The organism is Chryseobacterium paludis (assembly GCF_025403485.1).
In the GTDB taxonomy this organism is placed as follows: Bacteria; Bacteroidota; Bacteroidia; order Flavobacteriales; family Weeksellaceae; genus Chryseobacterium; species Chryseobacterium paludis.
Genome location: NZ_CP099966.1, coordinates 1,119,277 through 1,132,411 on the forward strand (window position 1 = coordinate 1,119,277; position 13,135 = coordinate 1,132,411).

Sequence of the window (13,135 nt, forward strand, 5' to 3'; positions counted from 1 at the left end):
TATATTACTAATCAAAGCGAAAGCAGAGAAAGAAAGACTTACGGGAAACCAGCTCCAAAAAGAGGCGGAAAAAGTTTCGACAGTAGAGATAAATATGAGCGAGGCAGCTTAAAGTATGGCAGAAGAGCTTCTGCAGGAAATGAAAGAGATGAAGACAAAGCAAGATCTTTTGTACAGAAAAGAAGATTAAGCAAAATCGAAAAAGATATTCATAAGGATACGATCCGTCTTAATAAATACATCGCAAACTCAGGAATATGCAGCAGGAGAGAGGCTGATGAGCTGATCATACAAGGGTTGGTAGAAGTAAACGGAAAAGTAGTTACTGAGATGGGCTACCAGGTTCAGAAAAGTGACAAAGTGATCTTTGACGGGCAAAACATCACTCCTGAAAAACCGGTTTATGTACTTTTAAATAAGCCTAAAGGATATATTTCTACAACGAAAGATGACAAAGCAAGAAAAACTGTAATGGATCTTGTTGCTAATGCTTCTCCTTACCGTGTTTTTCCTGTAGGAAGATTGGACCGTTCTACAACGGGGGTTATTCTTCTTACTAATGACGGACACATGACAAAGAAGCTAACTCACCCATCTTTTGATGCTAAAAAAATCTATCATGTAACATTGGATAAAAAATTGTCCAATGAAGACATGAAGCTAATTGTTGAAGGTATTCGTCTTGATGAAGGTGTAGCAGTGGTAGATCAAATTTCATATATCGAAGGGAAACCTAAAAATGAGGTTGGGATTGAAATCCATATTGGATGGAACCGTGTTATCAGAAGAATATTCCAAAGATTAGGATACGAAGTTGAAGCCTTAGACAGAGTGATGTTTGCAGGATTGACAAAGAAAAATATCAAAAGAGGACACTGGAGAATTCTTTCAGAATTAGAGGTGAACAACTTAAAAATGCTTTAAGAGTTATCTGTTTTGAGTGATGAATTAAGACTTTTAATCGGATCCAAAACAACATAGCATTTAAAAATACAGGCGTGGTCAAATATGACCACGCTTTTTTTTGTACTGTATTTTGACTTCTGTTTTGTTTTTCTAGTTCTGTTATAAACATAAATTGTCATCAATAGAGTGTGATAAAGAAGCCCATTTCAATTAATGATAATAGTTTTTTGTAACCGGAGTTTTTATTTTTATTTTAAAAACTGAGGTACTTTTCGTTGTGGATTACTCTGTTCAAAAGTATAAGCCATAGTAATCAATTTTCCTTCCTGCCATTTTTCGGCAAAAAATGAAATACCAACGGGTAGTTCATCAACATATCCCATAGGTAAAGTAATGCTTGGATATCCAGCAATAGCAGCAGCATCTGCACTTCCATACGAATAATGATCCCCATTTTTTAAATCTGTTTTCCAGGCTTCTGTGGTGGTTGGGGCAATGATGGCATCTAATGTGTATTTTTTCATTGCGAAATCAATTCCATTATCCTGACTTCCTTCTTTAGCTACTTTTACAGCATTTGCATAATTTTTGTCTTTTGTTCCATCTCCTTTTGCTGAAAGTATCAGAAACTCTTGTCCAAAATATTGTAATTCTTCTTTATTATTTTTATTGAAAGCAATCAGTTCATCTATATTTTTTATTGGAGCATTCTTTCCTAAAGATTGAAAGTAATCATTAAGTCCATCTTTATATTCTGCAACCATCAGTTCAAAAGATTTCTGCTGTACTTCCTCAGAAATAAGCTCTTTTTCTATCTCTACAATAATAGCGCCCTGATCTTTTAAGTTTTGTAAGGTTTTTAAAAATAATTCATCTACTTTTTTGCTGGCACCATTGGTAATCCCTTTTATATAACCGAATCTTTTACCCTTAAGTCCATTTAAGGTTAGAAATTTCGTGTAATCTTTATGTAAAAACTGACTGGACCCCACTGTCTTAATATCGTTTTTATCTTCACCGACTATTGTTCCGAGACTAATTGCAATATCTTTTACTGTTCTGGCCATTGGCCCGGGTGTATCTTGGGTGCTTGAAATTGGAATGATCCCTTTTCTTGAAATTAAGCCTACTGTAGGTTTCAGTCCTACCACTCCGTTGAGGCTGGAAGGGCAGACAATAGATCCATTGGTTTCTGTTCCAATGGCAATAATACCAAGATTGGCTGAAATGGCTGCTCCGGAACCGGCACTAGATCCGCAGGTATTTCTATCCAGGATATAAGGGTTTTTGGTTAATCCACCAAGACCACTCCAGCCACTCGTAGATTTCATACCCCGAAAATTAGCCCATTCACTGAGATTTGTTTTTCCAATGATCACGGCACCTGCTTCCCGTAATTTTTTTGCCAGATAACTATCCTGTAAAGGGAACGAATTCTTTAAAGCTAAAGAACCAGCTGTATTTGGCATTTTATCGTGTGTATCAATATTATCCTTTAATAAGACAAGAATTCCGAATAAAGGTTTGTCCTTTAATTTTGGATCAAGATGATCAAGAGAGTCCGCAATTTTAAGGGCATCGGGATTTATAGTAATTATAGAATTTAACTGAACTCCATTTTTGTCGATGTCATTAATTCGTTTTAAATATGCCTCAACCACTTCTTTTACAGAAGTTTTATTGCTTTTATATAAGCTTTGAATCTTTTGGATATCATATTCCAAATATTTAAATTCATTGGCAGGCGAGTTTTGGGCTTTTGCTAAAAATGCACTAAAAAATACTGCTGACAAAATAACTTTTTTCATTGAAGAGATTTTTCCAAATGTAGATAATTATCTTATAATGATGTGTTTAATGATTTATAAATTTCAAGGTTATTTAAGCAAAAAGCGCAGTAAATATTTACTGCGCTTTTTTATATTTTTTGAAATTTAAAATTATCCTAAAATGGTAACTCCTTTTTGGATCATCTCATAAATTGCATCCCTTCCATTATCCGGTTTTACATTCACTGCACGGGTTCCGTTAAAATGCAGACAAGTTACGTATCCATTAGCTACAGCATCTGTACAAGTAAATTTTACGCAATAGTCCATTGCCAAACCTACAATTTCTAGGAGCTGTATGTCGTGGTATTTTAAGAAGTCATCAAGACCGGTTTTCATAAAGTGATTGTTATCCTGAAAACCACTGTAGGCATCAATTTCAGTATTTTTACCTTTCTGAATAATATGGGTTACTTTATCTCTGTTCAGATCTTTATGAAATTCGGCTCCAAAAGTTCCCTGAACACAGTGATCAGGCCACATAAACTGAGGGACTCCTCCTAAAATAATACTTTCGCCAACCTTTTTTCCATTATTACTTGCAAAGCTTTTATGGTCTGCAGGATGCCAATCCTGGGTTAAAACAATCTGATCGTATTCATTTTCTTCCATAAGAAGATTAATATAGGGAATAATTTCATTGGCTCCCGGAACAGCTAAGGCTCCACCTTCACAAAAATCATTCTGTACATCTACTATTATTAACGCTTTTTTCATATTTAGATTTCTCGAATTTTTGATAAATTTACAAAAACTAATACTCAAAAATTTGTCCAAAAATAAATTATCGGACAAAACGACAACAATAAAATTTAAAATGAATAAAATGAGCAATCAGGAATAAAAGAAATTTCCAAAATGTAAATTTTAATAGCCTGAATGTACCTGTACAATTAATAATCATTGGCATAATTTAGTTTCACGTGTAAACCAAATATCAATAGCTTATCTTTGCAGCAAAATAAGTATTCTATGTCATTTGAGTCTTTGGGATTATCACACCACATTATTCGTTCTATCAAAAAGTTGGGCTATCTGAAGCCTTTTCCAATTCAGGAGCAGGCTATTCCTGTTATTCTGCAAGGAAAGGATTTGATGGGAATTGCACAAACCGGTTCCGGAAAGACGGCTAGCTTTGTGATGCCTATTTTAGAAAAATTACAAAACTTAGAGGTTAAAAAAGATCGTAATGTTCAGGTTTTAATATTGGTTCCTACCCGTGAGTTAGCGATTCAAATAGATGAAGTTTTCAGAACTTTTACAGAGAATCTGAAGCGTGAGATCCGTACAATGGCTGTTTATGGTGGTGTTTCTATCAATCCACAGATGAAGGGAATGTTTGGGGTAGAAGTTCTTATTGCAACACCTGGCCGTTTGTTAGATTTAATAGATCATAAGGCGTTGAGTATTTCAGAAATTAAACATTTAGTAATTGATGAGGCGGATAAAATGTTTCAATTAGGGTTTGGAGAAGAAATGAATAAGCTTTTCGCTCTGATGCCCGTAATGAAACAAACGACTATGTTTTCGGCGACCTTAGATGATAAGGTTTCTGAAATGAAAGAGCGTTTATCGATTAATCCTACGATTATTGAAATTAAAAAAGAAGAAGTTGAAATTGATAATATTGAGCAATTGGCTTATCATGTCTCTCCTGAAAATAAAGGCCCTTTTTTACGTTATTTAATTAAAGAAAAGAAGGTTGAAAAGGCGTTAATTTTTGTTTCTTCTACAAAATCTGCAGACAATTTAGTTGAAAAGCTTAAAAAAAATAAAATTAAAGCAGTAGCTATTCACGGACAGAAGTCACAGGGTGCCCGTAGAAATAATTTAGAAGAGTTTAAAGTAAACGGAGCTCAAATTTTGGTCGCTACGGATTTACTTGGCCGTGGTATTCACATCGAGTCTTTACCTTGCGTTATTAATTATGAACTGCCACGTTCACCCTTAGATTATATCCACCGTATCGGTAGAACGGGTCGTGCCAACGAAAAAGGGACTTCCATTACCATTCTGACGGATGATGAATTGCAGCACTTTCGAGTGATTCAAAAGAAAATGGGTAAAAAAGTGACTTTACAAAGAACAGAAGGTATTGATCTGCATGGTTATTAGTGGATGAATTTAAATAATAAGAGCTTCAATTTTAATAGAATTGAAGTTTTTTTATCTTAAATTTTGAAACATAAATAGATTAAAGATTCAATTTTCTGTAAAACAATATAGATCCTATAAGGTTATTTTTCTTATTCTTTTACTACTTATTGCTTTGTTGCTTTTCTTGTAGTAATTTTAGGTCGAGTTTCAGAAGGGTAGAAAATTATCTATTGCCTCCTTAAAAGATAAGAACATATTAACCAAGATAATTAAAAATGAGTAATTTAGAACAAAAGAGATATCCGATAGGTCAGTTTGAAAAACCTGATCATATTTGTGATATTGAATTGGATAAGTACATGAAAGTGATCAAAAACTTTCCGGATAAATTAAGGGAGCTTATTGAAGATCTTACAGACGATCAATTAGATACCCCTTACAGAGAAGGAGGTTGGACAGTAAGACAACTTGTTAATCATTTGGCTGACAGTCATATCAATAGTTATATTCGTTTTAAATTGGCTTTAACGGAAGATAATCCAACCATAAAACCATATGAAGAAGCAAAATGGGCTGAACTCCAGGATAGCATCAACATCCCTGTAAAGCCTGCTATGAGAATGATCAAAGGAACACATCAAAGATGGCATGTTTTGCTTAAAACGTTAACTAATAAACAGTTTGAAAGAACTTTTCATCATCCGGAAAATAATCAGGATTATGATCTGAGATACTATCTTGCTTTCTACGCCTGGCATTGTAATCATCATTTTGCTCATATTGAAAATCTGAAGAAAGAAAAAGGTTGGTAAAAAAGAGTCTTCACAATCGTATTTATTTTGATGAAATCATCAACAGAATCTCTATGTTGACCGAGAGTTATGAGCATAAGTGGGGCAAAATGAACGTTTCACAGATGTTAAAACATTGTGATCTGGTTCTTCAGATTTCATTAAGAAAGATCAACCTTCCTCCTGTTAACCTTCTTTTTGGGACAATAGGAATTCTTACAAAAGTAGAGATGCAGATTTTTAACAATGGAATTCCCCGAAATATGCCGACTTTTCAAAAACTAATCGTTAATTTTGAATGTGACTTTAATGAAAGCAGAGAAGGGCTTTTAAAAACAATGAATGAATATTGGGAAAACTATACTCACCATAATCTACCAGAAAAGCATGAGCTTTTTGGAAAAATGACCGAAAGCGACTGGGGCTTTTTGGAGTATAAGCACCTCAATCATCATCTTAAACAATTTAATATATGAGTTTTTTTGATAAAATATTTGGTGGAAAAGAAGAGAAACCTGAAGAGAAATCTTTCTGGAAAAAAATACAATCTGAGGAAGATTTAGCAAAAGCTATTGAAAACTCGTATCACGATAAAATTGCAATATTCAAACATTCTACCAGTTGTTTCATCAGTAAAACAGTATTGAGAAATTTTGAATCAGAAATTAAAAACCTTGGTACTGACGTTGATCTTTATTTTTTAGATCTCCTTGCTTACAGGTCTATTTCCAATAAAATTGCGGAAGATCTTGATGTAACCCATCAAAGCCCACAGTTGATCGTAATAGAAAACGGAAAGGCAGTCAACAACGCTTCACACCAAGATATATCCATAACCCAAATTACACGATGAAGAATATTAATAACTATTTAGCTAAAGTTTTAAATGTTCCCACAGAGCAGGTAAACAGCTGTAGCTTACATTACGAGGTAAAAAAGATACCCAAAAACCAATTTCTTTTACAATACGGTGAAATCTGCCGCTATGTTTTTTTCGTGGAGAAAGGGCTTTTGAAGATGTATTCCATCGATAAAAACGGAAAAGAGCATATTATACAATTCGCTCCTGAGAGCTGGCTCATTTCTGACAGAACGAGTATTTACTTCAACGAACAGTCTGTGTACTATATAGAAGCCGTTGAAGATTCTGAAGTCTTGTTTTTACACCCGGATTTCTTTAATAAACTGGTTTCTCAATTTCCGGATAGTGCTGAAAGAAGAGATATTTTAATACAAAAACATGTAAGAAGCCTTCAGGACAGGATCAATTCTTTGTTGGGGGAAACTGCCGAAGAAAGATACTTAAAATTCATCAAAATGTATCCAGACTTACTGTTAAGGGTTCCACAATGGATGATTGCTTCCTATTTGGGAATTACTCCTGAAAGTTTAAGCCGGGTAAGAAAAGAACTAGCGAGAAAAAATTTCGTTGTAGATTAAGACTGTCTGTCGATCATTTTGGCAAGTCTTCCGACCTCAATTAATTTTTGCTGTGTGTCCTCTGACCATGGGAGACCAATACACAATCTCATACAATTTTCAAACTGATCCTGGAGACTAAACATCCTGCCGGGCGCAATACTGATATTTTGTTTAATGGCCAGATCATATAGTTTTCTGGTCTGTATTTTTTTATCAAATTCTACCCAAAGGGAGAGTCCACCCTGTGGCCTGCTGGTTTTTGTACCTTCCGGAAAATACTGAATAATGGTTTGTACATAATTCTGGTAATTAGTCTGAAGAGTTCGGCGAAGTTCCTGTAGATGCTTTTCATATTTCCCGGTTTTTAGGAAATTGGCTACCGCTTCATTTACAATAGCAATGGAAGAGGTAGAATGGAGTAGTTTAAGCTTCAGTATTTTATCCTTATACTTTCCGGGAGCAATCCAACCTACACGATAACCTGGTGCCAGGGTTTTTGATACCGAACTGCAGTATAAAACATTTCCTTCTTTATCAAACGATTTACAGCATTTCGGACGGTGTGATCCAAAATAAATATCACCATAAACATCATCTTCGATGAGTGGAATATTATTTTCAGAAAGGAGTTTTACAACTTCTTTTTTATTTTCATCAGACATACAGCTTCCCAAAGGAGTATTAAAATTAGGAATTAACAGGCAGATATCGATTTTGGGAATTGCTTTTTTTAAGGCCTCAATTTCTATCCCATGAGCAGGGTGAGTAGGTAATTCTAATACTTTAAGACCAAAACCTGTGGCCAACTGTAATATTCCGGGATAACAAGGACTTTCTATTGCTATTGTATCTCCGGGTTTTCCCAAAGCCATCAGGCAAAAAGATAAGGCATTCATCCCACCATTTGTTGTTACCAGATCATTTTCGTGAAAATTTCCACCCCATGCTAATGATCTTTGAGCAATCATTCTTCTTAATTTTAAATTGCCCTGAAGTTCCTCATATTCGGCTCCTCCTGATTTCAGCTCTCTGGTGGCCTGAATAATTTCTTTTTTAAGTTTAGCTTGAGGAAGTAGGGCTCCTGAAGGAATAGCTATTGAGAAAAGGGTGAGATTATTTTTACCCATATTTTCATAGACTTTACTGATCAGTTCGTCGGGTTCGTTATTGTTAGCGATCAATGAGGGACGACTTACTTCGGGAAGGGGTAGTTTGATGGAAAGCAACTGACTGACGAAATAGCCTGACTGTGGTTTAGATTCAACCAGTGATTGTGATTCCAGTTCGAGAAATACACGCTTTGCTGTATTCATACTTATTTGATGCTCAAGGCATAGCTTTCTTACTGAAGGTAATTTATCTCCAGGTTTTAAAACCCCATTCCTGATCTGTGAAGCCAATCCATTGGTAATCTCTGTGTACAAAAATTCTTTATTCATATTTTCAAACTGTGCTCATGCAAATATACAAAACTGAGACTGTGTTTATTTATTTATCCTCTATAATTTTGACCTATTCAAAAAATATAAAATGATTACAAATAAAATTTCAAAAGATCAGGCAGTCAATGGATGGGTTAATGGCTTCATCGGAGTATTGTTATTTAGTGGATCTTTACCTGCGACAAAATTAGCTGTTATGGATATGAGTCCTATTTTTGTAACAATCGCACGAGCAGCAATCGCTGGGATACTTGCCTTGGCTGTTATTCTAATTTATAAGGAAAAGAGACCTGCAAAAGAACAGATATTACCTTTGATTTTAGTTTCCATAGGCTGTGTTATCGGCTTTCCGTTACTCTCTTCTTTAGCACTTCAGTATATAACTTCTGCGCATTCTATTGTATTTTTGGGAATGCTTCCATTAGCAACAGCTGTATTTGGAGTATTCAGGGGTGGGGAGCGTCCTCATCCTGTATTTTGGTTTTTCTCTATTGTAGGAAGCCTGTTGGTTATAGGATTTGCTGTTTCACAAGGAATTTCCGCCTCTCCGATAGGCGATATATTGATGTTGGCAGCTGTAATTTTATGTGGATTAGGTTATGCTGAAGGAGCGAAATTATCCAGAACATTGGGTGGATGGCAAGTGATCTCGTGGGCTTTGATCCTCGCTTTACCCTTAATGATTCCATTGTTTTTTATATATTTTCCTAAAGATATTCAAGTTGTGAGCAATCAAGCATGGTTTGGTCTGGCTTATATCTCCTTATTCAGTATGTTCATTGGTTTTATTTTCTGGTACAAAGGGCTAGCACAAGGAGGAATAAGTACAGTAGGTCAATTACAACTATTACAGCCATTTTTTGGATTGGCTTTAGCGGCATATTTTCTTCATGAACCCGTAAGCATAGGCATGCTTGGAGTAACGATTGGCGTAATTCTGTGTGTTGCAGGAACAAAAAAGTTCGCTAAATAATCTATTTTTATAAAAAATAAAGACCGCAGGTGAGGCGGTCTTTTTATATTACCAGGTTATTTTATTAATTATTTATATTCAGGGCTTTTAAAATTTTATGGAAAATTTCATTATTCTGATAAACACCCATAAAAAGATCAGCTTTTGGACCATAAGAAAATACGGGAATTAGCGTAGCAGAATGGTCTTCTGTAGTAAAGTCACCTTCAATTATACTGTTTTTTAGATTACCGTGAGGAATACTGAATCCACCAGTCTCATGATCAGCAGTAATGATCACTAAAGTTCCGGGATTCTGATCAGCAAACTGTATTGATTGACTAATCGCTTTATCAAAATCAATTCCTTCGGTAACGATTGTTCCAACATTATTGGCGTGACCACCGCTGTCGATCTGCGCACCTTCTATCATTATAAAGAAAGGTTTATTTTTATTTTTAAGAAACTGTAAACCATTTTGAACGACTTCTGGTAAAAGATTTCCACGGCCATTTAAAACTGATGGAACACCATTTTCTGACATAAAATAAGCTAATCGTGGGGATTTGCTTTCGGCAATATCTTTCGGCTGATCTACTTTAGAAAAACCTGACAGATCAGAGACTTTTGATTTGCCACCTGCAGCAAAGAAAGTCAGTTTACTTTTACTAAGATCAGAAGCTATCTCTTTTTCCATACCTCTGTCTCTTTGATGTGCATAAAATGCTGAAGGTGTGGCTCCTACAATTTCGTCTGTAGTAATGACCCCTGTATTAAATCCTTTTTCAGAGAGCACCTCCGTAAGGTTTTGTATAGACTTTCCTTCAGAATCCACACCTATAAAACGGTTGTTTGTTTTTTTACCGGTTGCAAATGCCGTAGCACCGGCTGCTGAATCTGTGGTGAAATTATCTACAGCCGTTGTTTTAATGAATCCGATATTCCTCAGTTGTGTTAGTGTCAGCTGTCCTTTATTAGCCAGAACAGATGCGGAAATTTGAGAAAGTCCGTTTCCATCGCCAATGAGTAAGATTACATTTTTTACCAGTTCATTTTTATTTTCATACAAAAACTTTGGTTGGTAAATCTCAGAAAAAAGACTGTTTTTAAATGTATGGTCTTTTAAATTCTGAACATAGGTCACACATTCTTTTGGATGATCCGTATTAATGTAGTCAACCCCTGCATTGACAAAAAATTCCCAAGAGGTTTTTGAATCCGGAGTAGCCCAGAAACGTATTGGTTTTTTGAATGCTTTAATTTTTTTTATAATATCCTGTACTTTAGGGAGGTCATCAATCATTAAACCTCCTTTACCATTCCAGTTTGAATATCTTTTAAAATCCTGACTGATCATAGCTACCTTTTGCCATTGTTTTGGAGATAGATCTGCTAAACTCTGATAATCAAATGTTATAAAATCGGGATAAGAGTTATATTTTTCCGGTTTAGGCTGATTCCCTGAAATAACAAAAGTAAATCGTTTTTGATTGGCAATCTTGGGATGTTTCTGGATTTCTGAAACAATTTTTTGAAGACTTGGCTCGGCATCAGTCTTAATATCAATGAGAATCTGAATAGGGCGATCGGAAGCTAAATTAAGTTCTAAAGCTTTCTCGATGGGTTTCAGATACAATTCATCTAGTGTTCTTTCCTTTTTGATTCCATTTTCATGATGAGCAACATACAGCTCATTATTATCCAGAAATACATCAGCTTCTATAGAGGATGCTCCAGATCCCAACGCATACCAGAATGGTATCTTCTGCTCATAATCATTGTGAGAATGGACTTTAGGATTTTGTGCAAATCCGTGTAGAGAGAATACAAATAAAATGAGCGTAGAGATTTTTGTTAAATTGGAAGTCATACTTTCTTTTTTAAGCTGATTTATTTTTAAACCAATCAGCAAACAGGATGCGAAATTAATCATAATTCATACTTCTAAAATCATAGCATTTCCCTCTAAAACCAATGTTAACAGGTAAATGCTTCATTGGAAGTTAATTGTGAGAATCTGTTTACAAAAAGTTTACAAAAATTTAATTTCTAACTTTAAAATTACCTAAAACCTATTCGAAGATGATGGTGTGGCTTTTGTATTAATAGCCTTTTAATAATAGCCAATACTGGAAAATTCCTATTATCTTAGATTAATGAAAACCTTTGTATTAATCAATGATTTTTACTATTTTTCTTTTTCTAAGTGATAAAAACAAGATTATGAAAACAATTAGCTGTATGAACATTGACCATGAGATTTTATATTCTTTTGGTGCTGAAAATAAAACCTACAAAAAAGGAGAATTGATTTTTAAAGAAAATGATCATGCTCTTCATTACTTTCAAATTGCTGAAGGCAAAGTAAAACTTAATAATTACAATGAGGAAGGAAAAGAATTCATTCAAAATATTCTAGGTAAAAATCAGAGTTTTGGAGATTCATTACTTTTTTTGGATAAAGTTTATCCAACTGATGCAACCGCTTTAGTATCATCAGAAATCATTAGAATATCAAAGGATAATTTCCTGAAACTATTGGAAATGCATCCTGAGGTTTCCCTAAGAATGAATGCCTGTCTTTCTCAAAGATTATATTATAAAGTATTGATGACACAGTATATGGCTTATCAAAATCCAACATTAAGACTTAAAGGATTAATGGAGTATCTAAAGAGCTATTCTGAAAATGACTGTCAGTTTGGTTTTCCTATAGAACTTACCCGTCAACAGATTGCAAATTTAACGGGTTTAAGGGTAGAAACCGTTATCAGAACTTTAAAAAAAATGGGCAAGGAAAATCTATTAAAATTTGAAAATAGAAGAATTCTCTATTAGAAACATGACTCAAATCATAAGAATGGGAAGCTGGTTGATCTATCTTTGATATTCTATTTCAGGATAAATGCTACTTTAATACTTAAAAAAACATTGAGTAATAAATTGATGTTTACAAATAGTTATGTCATTACATGATTGTTTTGTGAGAATACTTTAATCAGATCTAACCATTAGAGATAGATTAATGTGTTGTAAATCAAAGTATTATTTAAAGTTATTGTAAGTGCAGAAAATTTAGCGTTTAAGTAAAGGGTATTACCAATCACATAAAAATTATGATTATGCAGTTTCAACAAAATTTACTTGAATACATCAGTCAGTCCCTACTGACCACCGGGGAAACGATATCTGTAGCAGAGAGTGTAACTTCAGGATTATTGCAACTTGCTTTCTCGCAAATGCCCAGTAGCTCATTGTTTTATAATGGCGGAATCACGGCTTATACAATGTCTGAAAAAGTAAAATTTCTCAATATAGATAAGGAGGAGGCAGAAGTATACGATTGTGTATCAGAAAATATAGCAGAAACGATGGCATTAAATGTTGCAAAATCATTTGAAACGGATTGGTCCATTGCTATTACAGGTTACTGTACTCCTGTAAGAAGTTCATCATATAAAATTTTCTGCTATTTCTCTTTTTCATATAAAGGCGAAATTATTTTAACGAAAAGACTGGAATTACATCATAAAACACAAGCTCTAGATGCTCAATTATATTTTACAGAATTTATTCTGGGATGTTTTAAAAGTGAACTTAACCAAGTATTGATCTTAAAATAAATTCAGTAAAATCAACTTTCAGCCATCAAAAAATTAATTTCATTAATATTTTACAGCTATTTTATTATATTCA

General features: G+C 34.3%; 13 protein-coding genes. 9 read left to right on the forward strand and 4 right to left on the reverse strand.

The genetic code is table 11. The features are described from left to right. Positions 1 to 3: 3 nt before the first annotated feature. Positions 4 to 924 (forward strand): pseudouridine synthase, encoded by a 921-nt coding sequence (locus NG806_RS04730; RefSeq protein ID WP_261513167.1) that lies wholly within the window; start codon positions 4 to 6, stop codon positions 922 to 924. Between the two features lie 230 nt (positions 925 to 1,154). Here the strand turns inward: NG806_RS04730 and NG806_RS04735 are convergent, their stop codons facing one another. Both NG806_RS04735 and pncA read right to left on the reverse strand, forming a co-directional pair. Beyond that, the gene (locus tag NG806_RS04735) at positions 1,155 to 2,714 is read right to left on the reverse strand and encodes an amidase (RefSeq protein ID WP_261512140.1); all 1,560 of its coding nucleotides are present in this window, start codon (positions 2,712 to 2,714) and stop codon (positions 1,155 to 1,157) included. 132 nt (positions 2,715 to 2,846) lie between these two features. Beyond that, positions 2,847 to 3,452, reverse strand: coding sequence for a bifunctional nicotinamidase/pyrazinamidase (pncA, locus tag NG806_RS04740; RefSeq protein WP_214825133.1), 606 nt, complete (start codon positions 3,450 to 3,452; stop codon positions 2,847 to 2,849). A 255-nt stretch (positions 3,453 to 3,707) separates the two neighbouring features. Here pncA and NG806_RS04745 point away from each other — a divergent pair, with 255 nt between their 5' ends. From NG806_RS04745 to NG806_RS04765, 5 genes are all read left to right on the forward strand, one after another. After that, the gene (locus tag NG806_RS04745; protein WP_261512143.1) at positions 3,708 to 4,850 is read left to right on the forward strand and encodes a DEAD/DEAH box helicase; all 1,143 of its coding nucleotides are present in this window, start codon (positions 3,708 to 3,710) and stop codon (positions 4,848 to 4,850) included. Positions 4,851 to 5,107: 257 nt separating this feature from the next. Further along, positions 5,108 to 5,644 (forward strand): YfiT family bacillithiol transferase, encoded by a 537-nt coding sequence (locus tag NG806_RS04750; protein ID WP_214825130.1) that lies wholly within the window; start codon positions 5,108 to 5,110, stop codon positions 5,642 to 5,644. Beyond that, positions 5,638 to 6,099, forward strand: a complete 462-nt coding sequence (locus tag NG806_RS04755) for a DUF1569 domain-containing protein (RefSeq protein ID WP_251040454.1) — start codon at positions 5,638 to 5,640, stop codon at positions 6,097 to 6,099. Before NG806_RS04750 ends, NG806_RS04755 begins: the two co-directional genes overlap by 7 nt. Continuing rightward, the gene (ytxJ, locus tag NG806_RS04760) at positions 6,096 to 6,476 is read left to right on the forward strand and encodes a bacillithiol system redox-active protein YtxJ (protein WP_214825126.1); all 381 of its coding nucleotides are present in this window, start codon (positions 6,096 to 6,098) and stop codon (positions 6,474 to 6,476) included. The genes NG806_RS04755 and ytxJ overlap by 4 nt, the downstream gene beginning before the upstream one ends. Further along, positions 6,473 to 7,063 carry a Crp/Fnr family transcriptional regulator gene (locus NG806_RS04765; RefSeq protein WP_214825124.1) on the forward strand — a complete coding sequence of 197 codons (591 nt, stop codon included), beginning with the start codon at positions 6,473 to 6,475 and terminating at the stop codon, positions 7,061 to 7,063. The genes ytxJ and NG806_RS04765 overlap by 4 nt, the downstream gene beginning before the upstream one ends. Here NG806_RS04765 and NG806_RS04770 read toward each other — a convergent pair. After that, positions 7,060 to 8,484 carry an aminotransferase-like domain-containing protein gene (locus NG806_RS04770; RefSeq protein WP_261512144.1) on the reverse strand — a complete coding sequence of 475 codons (1,425 nt, stop codon included), beginning with the start codon at positions 8,482 to 8,484 and terminating at the stop codon, positions 7,060 to 7,062. The genes NG806_RS04765 and NG806_RS04770 overlap by 4 nt on opposite strands. A 91-nt stretch (positions 8,485 to 8,575) precedes the next feature. On the opposite strand from NG806_RS04770, the gene NG806_RS04775 reads away from it, so the two are divergent. Continuing rightward, positions 8,576 to 9,460: a DMT family transporter gene (locus tag NG806_RS04775; RefSeq protein ID WP_214825122.1), complete on the forward strand. Its 885-nt coding sequence runs from the start codon at positions 8,576 to 8,578 to the stop codon at positions 9,458 to 9,460. 64 nt (positions 9,461 to 9,524) lie between these two features. Here the strand turns inward: NG806_RS04775 and NG806_RS04780 are convergent, their stop codons facing one another. Next, a complete protein-coding gene (locus NG806_RS04780; RefSeq protein WP_261512145.1) occupies positions 9,525 to 11,309 on the reverse strand; it encodes an alkaline phosphatase in 1,785 nt (594 codons plus the stop codon). 353 nt (positions 11,310 to 11,662) lie between these two features. On the opposite strand from NG806_RS04780, the gene NG806_RS04785 reads away from it, so the two are divergent. Both NG806_RS04785 and NG806_RS04790 read left to right on the forward strand, forming a co-directional pair. Next, the gene (locus NG806_RS04785; protein ID WP_251040453.1) at positions 11,663 to 12,277 is read left to right on the forward strand and encodes a Crp/Fnr family transcriptional regulator; all 615 of its coding nucleotides are present in this window, start codon (positions 11,663 to 11,665) and stop codon (positions 12,275 to 12,277) included. A 284-nt stretch (positions 12,278 to 12,561) separates the two neighbouring features. Further along, positions 12,562 to 13,062 carry a CinA family protein gene (locus NG806_RS04790; RefSeq protein ID WP_214825113.1) on the forward strand — a complete coding sequence of 167 codons (501 nt, stop codon included), beginning with the start codon at positions 12,562 to 12,564 and terminating at the stop codon, positions 13,060 to 13,062. Positions 13,063 to 13,135 lie beyond the last annotated feature (73 nt).